Source organism: Kaistia terrae, from assembly GCF_026344005.1.
In the GTDB taxonomy this organism is placed as follows: Bacteria; Pseudomonadota; Alphaproteobacteria; order Rhizobiales; family Kaistiaceae; genus Kaistia; species Kaistia terrae.
Genome location: NZ_JAPKNH010000001.1, coordinates 829,255 through 846,957 on the forward strand (window position 1 = coordinate 829,255; position 17,703 = coordinate 846,957).

The window sequence follows — 17,703 nt, forward strand, 5'->3', positions numbered from 1 at the left end:
AGCCTGAACTCCCGATTGCAGCGCTTCCGCCTTGCGTGGCTCGCGGCTAGACCACGACCTTGCGATAGAGATGCCAGGTCGCATGGCCCAGCACCGGCATCACGACAGCGAGCCCGAAGAAGAACGGGATCGAGCCGACAGCGAGCGATACCGCCACGATCAAGCCCCAGAGCGCCATGACGCCGGGGTTGGCGAGTACGGCGCGGATGGATGTCAGGATAGCGGGGGCAAGCCCGACATCGCGGTCGAGCAGGAGCGGGAACGACACCACGCTGATCGTCAGCACCATCAGCGCGAACAGGAAGCCGACGCCGTTACCGACCAGGACGAGCGCCCAGCCAGCCGGTGTCGTCAGCACCCGATGCAGGAAATCGGGCATGGAGGCTGCCGGGCTGTAGCCGAAATACGAGACATAGATGGCGTTGGCGACGGCGATCCAGACGAAAAAGACCACCATCAACCCGACGCCGAGCATCAGGATCGCCAGCATGGATGGCGAGTGCCGGGCCTCCAGTATCTTCGGCAGTGAAATGTCCAAGCCCTGTTCTCGCCGCCGCGACAGCTCATACAGGCCGAGCGCCGCGAACGGCCCGAGCAAGGCGAAGCCCGCCATGATGGGAAAGAGCAGGGGCAGGATGTCCGCCCCAAACACGGCCCGGCCGATGAGAAGGCCGACGATCGGGTAGATCACCACCAGGAAAATTGCGTGGGTCGGCATGGCCGAGAAATCTTCCCAGCCGAGGCGGATCGCGTCCCGGAGATCGGCGACCGTGATGCGCCGCACCGTGGGCATGGCTGTGTCGGGTGAAGTCGAGCCGGTAATCAGATGCGAGTGGGTGGAATAGTCACTCATTTGCGCGGCCATGAGCGTGTTCTCCTGCTCTGCCCCCAAAGTTGAGCAATCACAGCGCCGCCGGGACCAAAGTCGATCGCAGGCCGCAGCGCCCCGATGTACTCCGCGACACAATAGCGCGGAAGCGGTGGTGGCGCGATCACGATTTTGCGTAAGCGCGGCCGTTCTTTTCCCGTCGATGCTGTGGAAGGGCCGAATGGCAGCTCCCATATGTTGTTGAGGGAGCTCTGAGCGTGAAACTTCCGCGCGTGGCCCTTTTCGTCGCGGTTACCGCCGCGATTCCGATTTCGCTACTGGCTGCCTCACCGCCTCCCGCGCCGACAGCGGCGAACCCGTTGCCCTCAGGCCTGATGATCGAAATCGAGGGTGCGATTGGTCCGGCAACGGCGCGCGCGGTGAAGGAAGGCCTTGCTGCAGCCGCGGCGCGATCGGCCGAAATCGTGATTCTCCGCCTCAACACGCCCGGTGGTCTTGCCTCCAGCATGCGCGATATCATTGTCGATATCGTTGCCTCGCCGGTGCCCGTCATCGGCTTTGTCGCGCCGTCCGGTGCGCATGCTGCCAGCGCCGGTACCTATATCCTCTACGCAACCCACATCGCGGCCATGGCGCCCGGCACCAATATCGGCGCCGCGACGCCAGTCGAACTCGGGGCTCCTATTCCTGGGTTGCCGGGTGGCGGCGAGGGCGGAGAACCGACGAAGGGAACGTCGCCAAACACTGGTGGCGATACGTTGACCGCCAAGGCGACGAATGACGCGGTCGCACTGATCCGCAGCCTCGCCGAACTGCGCGGCCGCAATGCCGATTGGGGCGAGAAGGCGGTGCGCGAGGCAGCGAGCCTTTCCGCCAATGCCGCGCTTGACGCGAAGGCGATTGATCTCGTCGCCCGGGATGTACCGGAACTGACGACAAGGATTGACGGTCGCACGGTCGAACTTGCTAACGGTGCCCAACGCACCCTGGCGACACGCGGAATTGCGGTAGACCGCTATGATCCCGGCTGGCTGATCCGCCTTCTCTCCGTCATCACCGATCCGAACATCGCCGTGCTGCTGATGCTCGCCGGCGTTTACGGCCTGCTCTTCGAATTCATGAGCCCCGGCCTGATCGCGCCGGGCGTCATCGGCACCATCTGCCTGTTGCTCGGCTTCTATGCGCTGAACCTGTTGCCGATCGACTATGCCGGTCTCGCGCTCATGTTGCTTGGCCTGACCTTCCTTGCCATCGAGGCCTTCAATCCGACCGTCGTGCTGGGGCTGGGCGGCCTCGTTGCCTTCCTGCTGGGAACGGCAATGCTGTTCAAGGTCGAACAACCCGGGTTCACCCTCTCGAAGCCGGTGGTCGGCGGCGTGGCCATTCTTGTATTCGGTCTTTCCGCGCTCACCGCCCGTGCGCTTTGGCGCATCCGCAAACGTCCGGCCCTGGTCGGCGGCGAAGCGATGCCGGGCATGCCGGCGGAGGTTATCGACTGGCACGGCGACCGGGGCCACGTCTTCGCCCATGGCGAGCGCTGGCGGGCGCAAGGCGGCGAAGCCTTTCTTCCCGGCGATAAGGTTGAGGTGGCGGTGATTGATGGTTTCACCCTGACGGTGCGCCGAACGACCGGCCGCAACGCCGAACCCGATGGAGAACGTCCATGAGTTTGATGCTTGTGCCCTATCTGGTGGTCTTGCTCATCCTGGTCATCTTCCTGCTGGCAGCGATCAGGGTGCTGCGGGAATATGAACGCGGCGTCGTCTTCACGCTTGGTCGCTTCACCGGCGTCAAAGGACCGGGGCTGATCATCCTGGTTCCGTTCGCGCAGCAGATGGTGCGGGTCGATCTGCGCGTCATCGTCCACAACGTGCCGCCGCAGGATGTCATCTCGCGCGACAACGTCCCGGTGAAGGTCAATGCTGTGCTCTATTTCCGCGTGCTCGACCCGGAGCGCGCCATCATCCGCGTCGAGAACTTCATGGCCGCGACCAGCCAGTTGGCGCAGACGACGCTTCGATCCGTGCTCGGCAAGCATGAACTTGACGAGATGCTGGTCGAACGCGATCGCCTTAACGCCGACATCCAGTCGATCCTCGACAGGCAGACCGACACCTGGGGCATCAAGGTCGCCAATATCGAGATCAAGGACATTGACCTGAATGACAATATGGTGCGCGCCATCGCCAAGCAGGCCGAGGCGGAGCGCCTGCGTCGCGCCAAGGTCATCAATGCCGAGGGCGAGCAGCAGGCGGCCGAAAAGCTTGTCGAGGCGGGCCGCATCCTGGCGCGGGAGCCGCAGGCCATGCAGCTTCGCTATTTCGCGGCGCTGCATGACGTCGCCAGCGAACGCACCTCCACCATTGTATTTCCGCTGCCGACGGAACTGCTTGGCCTGTTCAGGCGGCGGCCGCCTGTTTCGGAAGAGGGCGGAAGAGAATAATCTTACCGGGCAAGACAGCGTAGGAGAGCGCTATGGTCACGATCGATCATCTGGATCATCTCGTGCTGACGGTCGCCAGCATTGCTCAAACCTGCGCCTTCTACGAGAAGGCACTGGGCATGAGTGTCGAGACCTTCGGAGCCGACCGGGTGGCGCTCCGTTTCGGTCGCCAGAAGATCAACCTCCATGAGGTGGGCCATGAGTATGAGCCGAAGGCCCGGCTTGCGACGGCGGGTTCGGCGGATCTGTGCTTTCTGACCAGCACGCCGCTGGAGGACGTCGAGACGCATCTCGCACGCATAGGTGTGCCCATCGAAATCGGTCCAGTCCCGCGCATTGGTGCGATGGGAACGATCCTCTCCGTCTATATCCGCGACCCCGACGGCAATCTGATCGAAGTTTCCAATGCGAGCCGCGCTTCTGGCGCTGCGGGCTGAGTTCGGCCTCAGGCTCGCTTGCCGGCGAGTGCGAACATGGCGCCCTGCGGATCCTTGCACTGGGCGATCCAATCGCCGCCCGGAACCTCGATTGGCCCGTTCAACAGCTTGCCGCCGCTGCCTTGGACCCGCATCAGGGCAGCGTCGATGTCATCGACATTGAAATAGAAGAGCCAGAACGGTGGCGGCATGTGGTGTGGCTTGTTGAACATGCCACCGATCGGCGGGCCACCGGCCGTGAACAGCTGATAGATGCCCATCTCACCCATATCCATCGGGTCGCCCTTCTGCCAGCCGAACAGCGCTGCATAGAAGTCGAACGCCTTTTCCCAGTCCTCGGCATAGTATTCGTGCCAGCCGATATAGCCGGGGGTGCCCGGGGCGGGTTCTTCGGGCGCCTGTTCAGGTGGCAATGGCCTGAAGAGGGTGAAGACGGCCTTTTGCGGGTCGGAGACGACGGCGAAGCGACCGACCTGAGGGATCTCGGAGGGCTGCACATGCACCGCGCCGCCGAGGCTCGTCACCTTCGCGGCGGCAGCGTCAACATCCGCAACGGAAATGTAGCCGATCCAGCCGGGCGGCGTTCCCATCTTGCGGGCTTGCTCCGGCAGGTCCATCAGTCCGGCGACCGGGCTCTCTCCGACGGTGAGAAGCGTGTAGGCCATGTCGGGCTGCGAGGCATCTCGCGATCCCCAGCCGACCACCGAACCGTAGAACAGTCTGGCGGCCGCGGTGTCGGTCGTCATCAGTTCATACCAGACGAAACGGCTTGCAAGATCGGTCATTCCGGCCTCCTTCCGTTACGGAGTTGCCAACTTACACGAGATGACGCAGCGACGGAATTGCACGTCGTCGTGTCCGGGACAGCAGACGGATAGTGCTTCGCGCGCAACAAGGAGAGGCTGACTTCATGCCCGAGCCCGGATGCTGTTGCGTCACCATCCTGTCTGGGGATATGAGAAAAGAACTCGACTGGACCCGGTGAAAATCCGGGTGGCTCTTCCGGCCGCCGATCCGCCGGACAACGCAGATTGAAAGCACGGACGGTTCTTGGCGCGAAAGCGCACCCTCCGCATCTGCCGCGAAGCATCCCATCATGAACAGTTTTTCCACCATCCGCCGCGAATGGTTTTCCAACCTGCGTGGCGACATCCTTTCGGGCATGGTCGTTGCGCTGGCCTTGATCCCGGAGGCGATCGGCTTCTCGGTGATCGCCGGCGTCGATCCGAAGGTTGGCCTCTACGCCTCGGTCGTGATCGCCTGCGTCATCGCCTTCACTGGCGGTCGCACGGCGATGATCTCGGCCGCGACGGCGGCTACCGCCGTTCTGATGGGCGGGCTGGTGCGCGAATATGGCATCCAGTACCTGTTCGCTGCGACCATCCTCATGGGCGTGTTCCAGATCCTCGCGGCGCTGTTGAAGCTCGGTCTGCTGATGCGCTTCGTTTCGCAATCGGTGATGACCGGCTTCGTCAATGCGCTGGCGGTGTTGATCTTCATGGCGCAGTGGCCCGAACTGGTAAACGTGCCGACAGCCACTTACGGGCTGATCGCGCTGGGGCTTGCCATCATCTACCTGCTGCCGCGATTCACTCGGGCAGTGCCGTCGCCTCTGGTGGCAATCATCGTCGTGACGCTGGTCGCCTTCCTCTTCAAGATCGACGTGCGTACGGTTGCCCATCTTGGCGAGCTGCCGTCCACCCTTCCGAGCTTTGGTCTGCCGGATGTGCCGTGGACCTGGGAAACGTTGCGCATCCTGCTGCCCGTCTCGCTGCCGCTGGCAGCGGTTGGTCTGTTGGAATCGATGCTGACCGCGCAGATCCTCGATGACATGACGGATACGCCGAGCAACAAGAACCGCGAATGCGCGGGGCAGGGCCTCGCCAACATGGCGTCGGCGCTGTTCGGCGGCATGGGCGGCTGCGCCATGATCGGCCAGTCCGTGATCAACGTTTCGTCCGGCGCGCGCGGGCGGTTGTCGACCCTGGTCGCAGGCTCCTTCCTGCTCGTGCTGCTGGTGGCGATGCAGGACCTCTTGGCGATCGTGCCTGTCGCGGCGTTGACGGCGGTGATGATCATGGTGTCGATCAACACCTTCTCCTGGCGCTCGATCCTTCGGCTTCGAAGCAATCCCTGGCCTTCGTCAGTCGTGATGCTGGCGACGGTCGCGACCGTGTTCGCCACGCATGATCTGGCCAAGGGCGTGCTGGTCGGCGTCCTGCTTTCCGGCGTCTTCTTCGCCGGCAAGGTCGCGCGCCTGAGCCGGGTGACGTCTTCCCTGTCCGAAGATGGGCGGACGCGAACCTACCGTGTCGAGGGACAGATCTTCTTCGCTTCGGCCAGCACCTTTGCCGAGTCGATCGACCTCCAGGAAGATCTGGACCGGATCGTCATCGACGTCCATGCTGCCCATTTCTGGGACATTTCGGCCATTTCCGCGCTGGATCGCGTTGTACTCAAAGCGCGGGCTCGTGGCCGGGTCGTCGATGTCGTCGGGCTCAATGCCGCGAGTTCGACCATGGTTGAACGCTTCGGCGAGCACGACAAGGATGGAACCGTTTCGGCTCCGGTCCATTGAGGTCTCCAATACAGCCTTGCATCGCGAGCGCCTTGGTCGCTTCTACCGCACAACCCTGCTAAACTTACCCCGTCTATGCAACGTCGCGTCCGGCGTCGGCAACCGAACGAAACGCTTTGAACAGAGAAGTCCTCCCATGAATCATAGAATTCCCGCCTTGGTCGCCGTGCTGGCCGCCGTCGCTCTCGCTGGTTGCGTGTCGCAGCCCAGGCAGGTATCAGCGCCTCCCGGCCTTTCGCCGGTATCCGAGCCCCTGACCTGGGTTCGCAAGGACGGCCAGAGCGGACGCGCGAACCCGGCCTTGGCCGATCAGTTCGCCGCCGACCGCGCTGATTGCGTCCGCGCTCCCGGCGACAACGCGGCGCTGCGCGAAGCCGAGGCCTGCATGGGCAATCGCGGCTATGCGCTGGTTCCCGCCTCGCAGGCAGCCTCCCGCGCGGCCCAGTATCGCCGCATGGCCGGCTACTAATCCTGCCTGAATAGGTCTTCGCCGACAGGCCTCAGGGCCTGTCGACGAAGATGATTTCGCGCGTCCTGGCGTCTTCTTCCTGGAAGGAGAGCAGGGCTTCGGCTTCGCGCATCAGCGCCTGTCTATCCCCGCTCTCGAGCCGTATAAGTGGCGTGATCCGCAGCGTCGCCCGGTCTCGATCGCGATCGATCCGCCAGCTTCCAGCAGCAAAGCCGTCGATAAGGAAAGCCGGTATCATCCCGTTTTCCTTCATGAAATGACCCCTGTGGTCATCATGGACGATCCGGCTACGGTCGGCGTGCCCCAGCATGACATTGTCATAATCCGGCAGGAAACGCGGCGGCGCGACCGTGTCCTCCGGTGGCCTTGGCGCCTCTGGCAGGTCGTAGAGCACCTTGCCGTTCTCATCGCGGAATTCGACCAGCCGCGGCTTCAGCCGTTCCATCGCATCGGCGAGTTTCGTCAATCCCGACCACGCCTGAACATCGATAGTCGAGGCTGGGCCAAAGGCGGCGAGATAGCGCAGGATGACCGCATCGGGCTTGTCATCGGTGGAGACATGCTCCCCAGTCCAGTTTTGAAGCGTCGTCGAGATGGCCTGACCGCTGCGGCGCCAGAGACCGCGCGGCGTCACTTGTACCAGCGGCAGGATCGCCCGCACCGCCTGGGACAGCGCATGGCCGTCGCGGCCGGGGAAGTGTGGCGCAAGTTCCGCCTCCAAAGCCTTGTTGGAGCGCGGTTTTTCCGCAAGGATTTTCTCTCCCAATCCAAGCAGAGCGTCCATGTCGAGCCCGGCCAAGGCGCGGCCATAGACACTGCCCGGTGTCATGTTGCGCTCGAAAACCTTCTGCATGACGGGGCGCAATTGGGCGGCGTCGGCGACCGAGACGAGGTGCAGCGTTCCTCGCATCAGCGCAATCCGAACGAGCTTTCGCGCTTCCGTCAGTTCGGACACTTCCTCGGCGCGAAACCCTTCCAAACGGGACCAGAGCCCGAGATAGGGATTGCCGGGGATCTGCGATTGCAGCCCGACCAGCCGCTCGATGGCCGTCGAGGCCGGAAGCGGAACTCGGGCCAGCAACATCTGACGTGCCAGCAGCGCCCGGTTGAGCGCGCGGCGCGAGAGGATGGTGGGTTCCGCTGCCATGCTTTTCGACGTCCTCGCTGTTAGCGCGCCGTTAGCGATCCGTTAGCGGGCTTCAAGGATCAGGCGGATGCCGAGCGCGCCGATGACCGCGCCGGCAAAACGGTCGATCCAGGTCTTGGCGCCGAGATAGAGCGCACGCGGTCGCGACGACGAGAAGGCGAAGGCGACGAGGGCATACCACGCCGTCTCCTGCACGAAGATCAGAGCGGGCAGAGCGAGGTCGAGCCAGAGCGGCCGCTCTGCCGGCAGCAGGGCGGCGAACACCGCGCCGAAGACCGCGACGATTTTTGGATTGCTCATTTGGGTGGCCAAGGCCAGCCCGAACGAGCGGCCAAGGTTGGAGCCTCCCCCGGTGCCGTTTCGGGCGACTTCGACCGGCTGCTTGGCGCCGCACCAGATCCTGTAGGCGAGATAGAGGAGATAGACGCCGCCGGCGATCTTCAGCACCATGTAGAGGCCGGCGGCCTCGTTCATCAATGTTCGCAGGCCGAGCAGGGCAAGCGCTCCAAACAGCGCCGCGCCGACTCCCATGCCGACCGCCGCCGCGAGGCCATCCGCCCGCGACTGGGCGACGGCGGTTCGAACCACGAAGACGAAGCTCGGGCCCGGGCTGATCGCGCCGATCAGCAACGCTCCCAGAATCGCGAACAGCGCGGCAAACGGCGTCATGACGGTTCCTCGGCGGACGAGGCGGTCGATCCGCGCTCGGATTGGGCTTGGACTAGGACATGGATGCGGCCTGGAGAGTAGAGCGCCCGTCGCCGGGGCGGCAAGAGCCGCGCTCCGGCGACGGGACTGTTCCTAGAGACCGCTACCGGCCTGTTCGCCCTCATGCAGGCCGACGCCGGCCGCCGAAAGCTTCGCCCAGACGTCTTCGGCGCTTTCGGCAAAATCGAACAGGGTCAGGTCCTTGGCCGAAATCACGCCTTCCTCGACCAGCGCCTCGAAATTGATGACCTTCTTCCAGTAGGCGCTGTCGAACAGGATGATCGGGATCGGCGGCGCCTTGCCGGTCTGGCGGAGCGTCAGAATCTCGAACATCTCGTCGAAGGTTCCGAAGCCGCCCGGAAACACAACCAGCCCATTGGCGCGCATGGCGAGGTGCATCTTGCGCATGGCGAAATAGTGGAAGCGGAAGGTGAGTTCCGGCGTCGAATAGCTGTTCGGCTCCTGTTCGTGGGGCAGGGTGATGTTGAAGCCGATCGAGGGGGCGCCGACATCGGACGCGCCGCGATTGGCCGCCGCCATGATGCCGGGGCCGCCCCCTGTCGCGATGACGTTGTCGCGAAACGTGCCGTTGGAGACCAGCGCGCCGCCGCGTTCGGAAACAATGCGGCCGACCGCGCGCGCCTCGTCATACCAGCGGGCATGATGGCCGGCGCCACCTTCATGGATGCGGGCGCTGCCGAAAACCACGATCGTCGAGCGCACGCCCCAGAGCCGCAATGCCTCCTCGGCCTTGCTGTATTCCAACATGAACCGTACGCCGCGCATGGAATCGCTGAGCAGGAAGTCCTGGTCGAGGGCCGGCAGACGGTAGGAGGGGGAGCTCATCTGCGGGGTAACTGGAATGCTATCGGTCATATCGCCATCGTTTTCTGAATCGAGCGTGGATTATGCCGCGATGCGGCAATAATCGGTAGGGTGTCGCCTGCGCGGGGTCGTCGCGGCCAGGCTTTTGCCGGAGAGTCCGGGATTGGCCCAGGGCACGGCGCGGACGGAGGGAGCGCTGCTATGTCGAGGTTAGATAGGGATTTCGAGCCCTTCCTGCATCGCTGGAATCTCGCGGCCGATGGCGAGCCAATCGTCACGCACACCAGTCGCCTGTTGCCGGTGCGCCGGAATGACGAGTCGCTGATGTTGAAGGTCTCGCATGCCGAGGAGGAGCGCTTCGGCGGGCTATTAATGCTCTGGTGGGACGGCGAGGGCGCCGTGCGCGTGGTGGCGCATGAGGGAGACGCGCTGCTGATGGAGCGCGCCGAAGGCCCGCTCAGGCTTTCCGACATGGCGCGCAACGGCGAGGACGACGCGGCAAGCCGCATCCTCTGCGATGTCGCCGCCCGGCTACATGCGCCCCGCCCCGGCGCCCTGCCGGAAGCAACGCCGCTCGACCTCCGGTTTCGCGAGCTCTGGCCGGCGGCACAGGCGCATGGCGGGGTGCTCGAAGAAAGCGCCGTCGCCGCCCGCGCTTTGCTGGAAACTCCGCGCGAAGTGCGCGTGCTGCATGGCGACCTGCATCACGAAAACGTCCTCGATGGCGGTGACCGCGGCTTTCTCGCCATCGATCCGAAACGGCTGGTCGGCGAGCGCGGGTTCGACTTCGCCAACATCTTCTGCAATCCCGATGCGACGATTGCCCTGGCTCCGGGCCGCCTGGCGCGACAGGCGGATGTCGTCGCCGAGGCGGCAGGCCTCGATCGGTCGCGGTTGCTGCGGTGGATCCTTGCCTATGCCGGCCTCTCGGCCGCCTGGCATCTTGGTGACGGCAGCGATCCGACGATGGCCCTCGCCGTCGCCGAAATTGCGCTCATCGAGATCCAGGCAGGGTAGAGACGCTGCCGCATGCGTATCCTGGGGCGTAAGCCGAAGGCTCAGCTGACCACAACGCGGACGAAGCGGGTGATCTCGGTCGCGACGTTTTCATAGGCGTAAGGCTGGGCGCTGCTGTAAACCGCATAATCGCCAGCCTCGATGGTCAGCGGCCCTTCGGCCAAGGTGACCCGAAGCCGGCCCTGAACGACGGATATCATTTCATGCCAGCCATCCGGATCGGGTTCGGCGGCATAGCGATCTCCGACGCCCAGCGACCAGGACCAGAGTTGCGCTTCTTTTCTGGCCGGTGTGCTGGCCTGGATCATGCCGATGCTGGCCGGATCCTCCCCGCGCCATACCAGCGCGTCAATGCGGCGGGTCTCCGCTTCGGGATCGCTGACGATGTCGACGAAGCCAACCCCGAGCGCCTCGGCCAGGCGATCGAGGCTCGAAAGGCTGATGTTTTTGTCGCCCGCCTCGACATTGACGATCATGCGGCGGCTCAGGCCGGACGCATCGGCAAGCGCTGCCTGGCTCATGCCGGCCCGTTGCCGCAACAGGCGCAGGTTGCGGCCGACATGCGATAGCACATCGCTTCGCGGGGGTTGATTGTGCATTATATTGCTCATATGGGTATGCGCACTATGGTGCACATTTCCGGTTTCCGCAAGATTCCCTTCTCCCTGTCACGGCAGGAACTCCTTCTCGTCGCCATCACGATGGTCTGGGGAGGGACGTTCCTTGTGGTGCATATTGCCATGCGCCATAGCGGCCCGTTGTTTTTCGTCGGCCTGCGCTTTGTCGCCGCCGGCTTGCTGACGCTGCTGCTGTTCCGGCGAAGCATGGCCGGCCTCACCCGGCTGGAGTTCCGGGCGGGCCTCTCGATCGGCGTAGCGATTTTCCTCGGCTATGCGCTGCAGACCTATGGCTTGCAGACGATCACCAGCAGCCAGTCGGCTTTCATCAGCGCGCTCTATGTGCCGATGGTGCCGTTTCTCCAGTGGTTCGTCCTGCGGCGGGCGCCGCATCCGATGAGTTGGGTCGGGATCGCCTTTGCCTTTGTCGGCCTGCTTCTGCTGGCCGGGCCGGCGGCAGGCAGTGTCGCGCTTGGCAAGGGCGAGGTGGCGACGCTGCTCGGTGCGGTCGCGATCGCGGTCGAGATCATCCTGGTGGGCCGTTATGCCGGCAGGGTCGATACGCGCCGCATCACCATCGTCCAGCTTCTCGCCGCCGGCATGTTTTCGCTGGTCCTGATGCCGGTCGCCGGCGAGGCATTGCCCGAATTCTCCTGGACGCTGTTTGCCTGCGTCATCGGCTTGGCCGTCGCCAGCGCGCTCATCCAATTCTCGATTAACTGGGCGCAGAAGACCGTCTCGCCGACGAGGGCGACCGTCATCTATGCCGGCGAGCCTGTCTGGGGAGGTCTTATCGGACGACTGGCGGGAGACAGGCTGCCGGCTCTCGCGATAGTCGGCGCGGGGCTGATCGTCGTCGGCGTCCTTGTCAGCGAATGGCGGCCAGGTCGACGGAGCCAGCGCAAGACGGCCCGCACCCAGCCTCTCGCCAATCACGTTGAGCCGTCGCAGGCGGAGATCTGATTGGGCGCCGTCCGAGGCGCGGCGCGCGGTACTGTGCCGTAGCGTTCGAAGGGGCTGAACGGCGCCGGATCAAGAAGTCGGTCGCCCGATCTGGCCTCTTGACCCTGCGGCGTCTCGCTCCTGACGTAGCGGCCCGTGCAGGCCTTATGAACGACGCGTGCAAAGTGCATAATTTCGTTTGTGCGCCGGATCAACCTGCGCCATGCTCATCTTTAGCCCCGTTTTAAAGAGGGCATGGGAGGAAACAACATGTCGAATTTCGCAAGGTCTCTGCTCGCTGCCGGCGCGATTTCGCTCGCCGCGATGTCGACTGCACCGGCGCCCGCACTTGCCCAGGACAAGATCGAGATCTTGACCTCGGTCCCCGGTCTGACGTTCCCGTTCTTCGTCCACATGATGAACGCGTTCAAGGCTGAGGCCGAGAAGCAGGGCGTCACCGCCATCGAGAGCGACGGCCAGGTGTCCTCGCCCAAGCAGACGGCCGACGTCGAAGCGGCTATTGCCCGCGGCGTGAAGGGCATCGTCATCAGCCCGAACGAAGTCGACGCCATGGCCCCGGCCTTGCAGCAGGCCGTCGAGGCCGGCATCCCGGTTGTCACCGTGGATCGTCGCGTCGCGCAGGTCGAGGGCATTCTCGGCCATATCGGCGCCGACAACGTCAAGGGTGGCGAGGCCCAGGCCGAGCTGATCCTGAAGCTCTACCCGAACGGCGCGAACATCGTGAACCTGCAGGGCCAGTCGGGCGCCTCGCCGGCGATCGATCGCAACAAGGGCCTGCACAACATCCTCGACAAGCAGGCTGACAAGTACAAGATCGTCTTCGAGCAGACGGCCGGCTTCGACCGCGCCAAGGGTCTTTCGGTGACGGAAGCCGCGCTTTCCGCTCTCAAGGAAGCCCCGCAGGTCATCGTGGCCGCCAATGACGACATGGCGCTCGGCGCGATGGAAGCCGTCAAGGGCCGCAACCTTTCGGGCATCGCGATCATCGGCTTCGATGCTCTGCCGGAAGCTCTCGGCCAGGTGCGTGACGGCGGCCTGACGGCCACCATCGAGCAGTTCCCGGGCAAGCAGAGCGCCATGGGCGTCGACATGCTTGTCGACTTCATCAAGAACGGCAAGAAGCCCGCCGAACCGCTGACCCTGCTGACGCCGGTGGCGATCACCAAGGAAAACCTCAACGTTTCCGAGCGTCTCGGCGAACTGAAGTAGTCCAGCATTCAGGCAAGGCGCTCCGTGCCGCTGGCATGGAGCGCCTTCGCCGCGCCTGTTGCCGCCATTCGTATTCGGGCCCTGTCGGACCTGCCGTTTACGCCGCCTGCTTTCCGGAGCGAGGCGGTTTTCAAAGCGGTTGCATGACAGCGTCTGTCAATCGACAGCTGCGGCACGGATATCGGGCACTCCGGTGCCCCGCCTTTGAAATTGCCGGATCCCGCCGGCCGCTGTGCCGAAGCATGTCCGCGCCGCTTATTCGATCTCGTCCTTGCCCGCGCCGGTGGGGCAGGCGATTCCCTTTCTCCATCGCAAGCGAAGACTGATGACCGATCCGAAACCCCTGCTGAAGATGACCGGCATCGCCAAGAGCTTTCCCGGCGTCAAGGCGCTCGACGGCGTCGATCTTGAGGTCGCCTCCGCCGAAATCCACGCCCTGCTCGGTGAAAACGGCGCCGGCAAGTCGACATTGCTGAAGATCCTCGCCGGTGCGCAATCGCCGGATCGCGGCACCATTTCCTTTGACGGGCAGGAAGTCACGCTCGGCACGCCGCAGGATTCCCAAAAGCTCGGCATCGTCACGATCTACCAGGAATTCACGCTCGCGCCCGACATGACGATCGCCGAGAACGTCTTCATCGGCCGCGAGCCCGGCCCGCGCTTCTTCATCAACTGGCCGAAGATGGAAGCCGAGACGCTGAAGCTGATCCGCCGCATCGGCCTTGAGCGCAGCCCGATGACGCTGGTGCGCGACTTGTCCGTCGCTGAGCAGCAGATGGTCGAGATTGCCCGCGCGCTCTCCATGCAGTCGCGCATCATCATCATGGACGAGCCGACTTCGGCGCTGAGCTCGGCCGAGGTGGAAAAGCTGTTCCGCATCGTCCGCCAGCTGAAGTCGGAAGGCATTTCCATCATCTTCGTCACCCATCGGCTGGAGGAGGTGATCGAGATCTGCGATCGCCTTACCGTGCTGCGCGATGGCCGCAATGTCGGCGCCGGCACGGTGGCCGAGACGACGATCGACGGCATCATCCGCCTGATGGTCGGCCGGGAGGTCAATGCGCTCTATGCCCACCGCGAGGCCGGCGAGGTGGGTCCCATCGCGCTTGCCGTCGAGGGGCTGACCCGGCTGCGCACCGCGCATGACCCGCATGCGACCGAACTGAAGGATGTGACGCTGCATGTGCGGCGTGGCGAGATCCTCGGCATTGCCGGGCTGGTCGGCGCCGGGCGAACCGAAATGGCGCGTGCGATCTTCGGCGCCGATCCGTTCGATTCCGGCCGGGTGCTGATCGATGGCGAGCCGGTCGACATCCGCTCGCCGCGCGACGCCATCCGGCGCGGCGTCGGCCTTGTGCCGGAAGATCGCAAGCAGCAGGCGCTGTTCCTGGCGCAGGCGATCCGCAGCAATCTCTCCATCGCGGCCCTCGACCGCCTCGGTCGCTTCGGTGTGTTCGTCGACGAGCGCAAGGAACGCGACATGGTCGAGGAATACCGCAAGCTTCTGAACATCCGCATGGCGAGCCCCGACCAGGCTGTCGGCAATCTCTCCGGCGGCAACCAGCAGAAGGTGGTTCTCGCCCGCTGGCTGGCGCTGCGGCCCAAGGTCTTGATCGTCGACGAGCCGACGCGCGGCATCGATATCGGCGCCAAGGTCGAGGTGCACAATCTGCTTTTCGAGATGGCGAAATCCGGCATCGCCGTGATCGCCATCTCCTCCGAACTTCCAGAGGTTCTCGCGGTCGCCGACCGGATCGTCACGATGCGCGAAGGGCGCGTCACCGGCGAGACGATGCGCGCCGACGCGAACCAGGAAAAACTCATGACCATGATGACGCTCAGCGCCGCCAGCCGAGCTGCGTGACAAGACAAGGGATACGGTAATGACGGACGCACAACGAGTAACGGCGGAAAGCGCGCGTTTCGACTGGTTCGGAATGCTGGCGCGGTTCGCGCCGCTGATCTTCCTGGTCGCGCTGATGATCATCTTTGCGGTGCTGGAACCGCGCTTCATGTCGTCGATCAATCTGTTCAACGTCATGCGGCAGGTGTCGATCACCGGCTTGCTCGCCATCGGCATGACCTTCGTCATCCTGACGGCCGGCATCGATCTTTCGATCGGCTCGCTGCTGGCCTTTGCCGGCCTGGTCGCCGCCGCCGTCGCCAAAGGCGGCATGCAGGATCGCTTCACCGTGGGCGAGGGCGTTATCGGCTGGGGCTGGGAGCTCGCGGCGCTGGCGGCGATCGCCGTCGGCATCTGCGGCGGCCTGTTGCAGGGCCTGGCCATCACCAAGCTGAAGGTTCCGCCCTTCGTGGTGACGCTGGGCGGCATGTCGGTGTTTCGCGGCGCGGCTTTGCTGTTCGCGGCCGGCGGCCCGATCTCCGGCTTCCAGCCCGATTTCACCTGGTGGGGCCAGGGCAAGATCGGCCCCGTCCCGGTTCCGGTCATCATCTTCCTGGTCGCGGCGCTGCTCGCCCATATCGCGCTGCGCTACATGCGCTATGGCAGGCAGGTCTACGCCGTTGGCGGCAATCCGGAGGCGGCGCGACTATCCGGGCTGAACGTCAACTGGGTGATCTGCAGCGTCTACGTCATCATGGGCTTTTTCGCAGGCCTCGGCGCCTTCGTCCTGTCGGCGCGGTTGAACTCGGCTGAAGCGGTCGCCGGCACGGGCTATGAGCTGACCGTCATCGCCTCGGTCGTCATCGGCGGCACGTCGCTGTTCGGCGGCGCCGGCACGATCTTCGGCACGGTGATCGGTTCGATCCTGATCGGCGTCCTGCTCAACGGCCTCGTGCTGATGAACGTCTCGTCCTACATCCAGCAGATCATCATCGGCGTGATCATCGTGCTGGCGGTCGCCTTCGACACGTTTGCAAAGTCGCGTCGCCGCAAGGCGTAGGCAGAGTCCGGGCGGTTCAAATCCTTCAACAAAAATGGCCGCGCACTGCGCGGCCATTTGCATTTCCCGGGCGCGCATTTCCAGTCTGCTGCCGTAGGGGCGATCACGAGATATCGAACACGATCGCCTCACAACTCGTGATAGCATCCCGCCGCCATATGGCTCTCAGCCGGTCCAGAGGAGGAAGCAATGCTCATGCATGCACTCACGCCGCCATGGGGTTTGTGGCGCCATCGGGGGATGGCGCTGGCCGCAGGCTTCGCAACAATGTTGGCATTTGGCGCCCCGGCAGAGGCCCAGGACGCCGCGGCGAATGCCGAACAGAACCGTCAGCAGGCGATCGAAATCGTCAAGCGCATGGCGACCTATGTCAGCAGCGAGAAAGACCTCACGCTCTCCTATGACAGCGAACTGGAAGTCGTCACGCCGCAGATGGAGAAGCTTCAGTTCAACAGCTCCGGCAAGGCGTCGCTCAGCCGTCCCGACAAGTTCCGTGTCAGCCGCACCGGCGGCTATGCCAATGTCGAGTTGGTCTATGACGGCAAGAGCGTGACCGTGTTCGACAAGGATTCCGATACGTATGCCGTCGAGCCGGCGACCGGATCGATCGACAACGTCGTCGAACGGCTGCGGAGCGAATGGATGCAGGACCTGCCGGCGGCCGACCTCCTGACCACGGATTCGTTCGAAGCGCTGATGGCCGATGTGATCGAGGCGAAATATATCGGTCCCGCCGTCGTCGGCGGCGTCGACTGCGAGCACGTCGCCTTCCGCAATCACGATACGGACTGGCAGCTCTGGGTCGAGAGCGGCGAGCGGCCGATCCCCTGCAAGTTGGTGATCACCAGCAAGACGGTCGGCGGAGCGCCGCAATATTCGGTCCAGTTGACCGACTGGCAGAGCGGCGAATCCTTCCCGGCCGCCGCCTTCACCTTCGCGCCGCCATCCGGCGCCAAGCAGGTCGAGCTCAAGGCGCTGGCCCATGTCGATGAACTACCCTCGGGTGCCACGGTGGGAGAACCGAAATGACCCGTATCCTCAGTTTGCGCCGGCTCGGGCTGGCGCTGGCGATCATCGCTGGCCTGTTCGCAGGCGAGGGCACGTCGTGGACGTCGCCGATTACCGCGATCAGCCAGGCCGAGGCTCGCATCGGCCGGCCGCTGACGCCGCTCAGCTATGCGGGTGTTGCGCGTCGTACGACGCGAAGGGCCGTGGTTGGTGGCGCGGTGGTGGGCGGGGCCTATGTCGCCGGCGCCTATGTGGCGGCGCCCCGCGTTGGCTGCTACCAGGTCGTCGACGCCTATGGCCGCATGATCTGGCGCTGCCCGTAAGGGGCGGCTTTGAATGTGGCCCGACGTGCTTCGAGACGGCCCTGCGGGCCTCCTCAGCATGACTGGACGAGGGCCTTCTGGCTCAGCCGATAGCATTCCGCATTTCAGTCCGAACAGACCCTCACCCCGACCTCTCCCGCGCACGGGAGAGGGGGTTCGCCTGCGCTTGTTGGAACACTCGCTGGAGGTCGTCGGCCGAAACCCTCGCCCGCTTGCGGGAGAGGGCA

At 64.3% G+C, this 17,703-nt stretch carries 18 protein-coding genes and 1 other annotated feature; of the genes, 12 read left to right on the plus strand and 6 right to left on the minus strand.

Annotated elements, in window-relative coordinates:
• Window positions 1-46: 46 nt before the first annotated feature.
• Window positions 47-793 carry a DUF2189 domain-containing protein gene (locus OSH12_RS03825; RefSeq protein WP_266342445.1) on the minus strand — a complete coding sequence of 249 codons (747 nt, stop codon included), beginning with the start codon at window positions 791-793 and terminating at the stop codon, window positions 47-49.
• A gap of 293 nt (window positions 794-1,086) precedes the next feature.
• Here OSH12_RS03825 and OSH12_RS03830 point away from each other — a divergent pair, with 293 nt between their 5' ends.
• Genes OSH12_RS03830 through OSH12_RS03840 form a run of 3 tightly spaced genes read left to right on the plus strand, consistent with a single transcriptional unit; the run spans window position 1,087 to window position 3,709 of the window.
• The gene (locus OSH12_RS03830; protein ID WP_380223722.1) at window positions 1,087-2,496 is read left to right on the plus strand and encodes an NfeD family protein; all 1,410 of its coding nucleotides are present in this window, start codon (window positions 1,087-1,089) and stop codon (window positions 2,494-2,496) included.
• Window positions 2,493-3,272, plus strand: coding sequence for a slipin family protein (locus OSH12_RS03835; RefSeq protein WP_266342163.1), 780 nt, complete (start codon window positions 2,493-2,495; stop codon window positions 3,270-3,272). The genes OSH12_RS03830 and OSH12_RS03835 overlap by 4 nt, the downstream gene beginning before the upstream one ends.
• Before the next feature lie 32 nt (window positions 3,273-3,304).
• On the plus strand, window positions 3,305-3,709 hold the full coding sequence (locus OSH12_RS03840) for a VOC family protein (RefSeq protein WP_266342164.1): 405 nt from the start codon (window positions 3,305-3,307) through the stop codon (window positions 3,707-3,709).
• Window positions 3,710-3,717: 8 nt separating this feature from the next.
• On the opposite strand, the gene OSH12_RS03845 is transcribed toward OSH12_RS03840, so the two are convergent.
• Window positions 3,718-4,494, minus strand: coding sequence for a VOC family protein (locus tag OSH12_RS03845; RefSeq protein ID WP_266342165.1), 777 nt, complete (start codon window positions 4,492-4,494; stop codon window positions 3,718-3,720).
• Window positions 4,495-4,680: 186 nt separating this feature from the next.
• Window positions 4,681-4,736, plus strand: a sequence feature (sul1 is cis-regulatory element that is thought to sense ions involved in sulfur or methionine metabolism; They are found in Alphaproteobacteria).
• Between the two features lie 69 nt (window positions 4,737-4,805).
• Here OSH12_RS03845 and OSH12_RS03850 point away from each other — a divergent pair.
• A complete protein-coding gene (locus tag OSH12_RS03850; RefSeq protein WP_266342166.1) occupies window positions 4,806-6,287 on the plus strand; it encodes a SulP family inorganic anion transporter in 1,482 nt (493 codons plus the stop codon).
• Between the two features lie 136 nt (window positions 6,288-6,423).
• Window positions 6,424-6,756, plus strand: coding sequence for a hypothetical protein (locus OSH12_RS03855; protein ID WP_266342167.1), 333 nt, complete (start codon window positions 6,424-6,426; stop codon window positions 6,754-6,756).
• A gap of 31 nt (window positions 6,757-6,787) precedes the next feature.
• Here OSH12_RS03855 and OSH12_RS03860 read toward each other — a convergent pair whose 3' ends face one another.
• From OSH12_RS03860 to OSH12_RS03870, 3 genes are all read right to left on the minus strand, one after another.
• Window positions 6,788-7,903: a winged helix DNA-binding domain-containing protein gene (locus OSH12_RS03860; protein ID WP_266342168.1), complete on the minus strand. Its 1,116-nt coding sequence runs from the start codon at window positions 7,901-7,903 to the stop codon at window positions 6,788-6,790.
• Between the two features lie 42 nt (window positions 7,904-7,945).
• Window positions 7,946-8,572 carry a LysE family translocator gene (locus tag OSH12_RS03865; RefSeq protein WP_266342169.1) on the minus strand — a complete coding sequence of 209 codons (627 nt, stop codon included), beginning with the start codon at window positions 8,570-8,572 and terminating at the stop codon, window positions 7,946-7,948.
• Between the two features lie 132 nt (window positions 8,573-8,704).
• Complete coding sequence (locus tag OSH12_RS03870) at window positions 8,705-9,487, minus strand: LOG family protein (protein WP_266342170.1); 783 nt, start codon at window positions 9,485-9,487, stop codon at window positions 8,705-8,707.
• A 150-nt stretch (window positions 9,488-9,637) separates the two neighbouring features.
• Here OSH12_RS03870 and OSH12_RS03875 point away from each other — a divergent pair, with 150 nt between their 5' ends.
• The gene (locus tag OSH12_RS03875; RefSeq protein WP_266342171.1) at window positions 9,638-10,453 is read left to right on the plus strand and encodes an aminoglycoside phosphotransferase family protein; all 816 of its coding nucleotides are present in this window, start codon (window positions 9,638-9,640) and stop codon (window positions 10,451-10,453) included.
• A 41-nt stretch (window positions 10,454-10,494) separates the two neighbouring features.
• Here OSH12_RS03875 and OSH12_RS03880 read toward each other — a convergent pair whose 3' ends face one another.
• Window positions 10,495-11,052 (minus strand): helix-turn-helix domain-containing protein, encoded by a 558-nt coding sequence (locus OSH12_RS03880; protein ID WP_266342172.1) that lies wholly within the window; start codon window positions 11,050-11,052, stop codon window positions 10,495-10,497.
• A 27-nt stretch (window positions 11,053-11,079) separates the two neighbouring features.
• Here OSH12_RS03880 and OSH12_RS03885 point away from each other — a divergent pair, with 27 nt between their 5' ends.
• The 6 genes from OSH12_RS03885 to OSH12_RS03910 all read left to right on the plus strand — a co-directional run bounded on the left by OSH12_RS03885 (window position 11,080) and on the right by OSH12_RS03910 (window position 17,476).
• On the plus strand, window positions 11,080-12,033 hold the full coding sequence (locus OSH12_RS03885; protein WP_266342173.1) for a DMT family transporter: 954 nt from the start codon (window positions 11,080-11,082) through the stop codon (window positions 12,031-12,033).
• Window positions 12,034-12,282: 249 nt separating this feature from the next.
• Window positions 12,283-13,242: a substrate-binding domain-containing protein gene (locus tag OSH12_RS03890; RefSeq protein ID WP_266342174.1), complete on the plus strand. Its 960-nt coding sequence runs from the start codon at window positions 12,283-12,285 to the stop codon at window positions 13,240-13,242.
• Window positions 13,243-13,567: 325 nt separating this feature from the next.
• Window positions 13,568-15,106: a sugar ABC transporter ATP-binding protein gene (locus tag OSH12_RS03895; protein WP_266342175.1), complete on the plus strand. Its 1,539-nt coding sequence runs from the start codon at window positions 13,568-13,570 to the stop codon at window positions 15,104-15,106.
• Window positions 15,107-15,125: 19 nt separating this feature from the next.
• Window positions 15,126-16,145, plus strand: a complete 1,020-nt coding sequence (locus tag OSH12_RS03900) for an ABC transporter permease (RefSeq protein WP_266342176.1) — start codon at window positions 15,126-15,128, stop codon at window positions 16,143-16,145.
• Window positions 16,146-16,334: 189 nt separating this feature from the next.
• Window positions 16,335-17,174, plus strand: a complete 840-nt coding sequence (locus tag OSH12_RS03905) for a DUF2092 domain-containing protein (RefSeq protein ID WP_266342177.1) — start codon at window positions 16,335-16,337, stop codon at window positions 17,172-17,174.
• Complete coding sequence (locus tag OSH12_RS03910; RefSeq protein ID WP_266342178.1) at window positions 17,171-17,476, plus strand: hypothetical protein; 306 nt, start codon at window positions 17,171-17,173, stop codon at window positions 17,474-17,476. Before OSH12_RS03905 ends, OSH12_RS03910 begins: the two co-directional genes overlap by 4 nt.
• Window positions 17,477-17,703 lie beyond the last annotated feature (227 nt).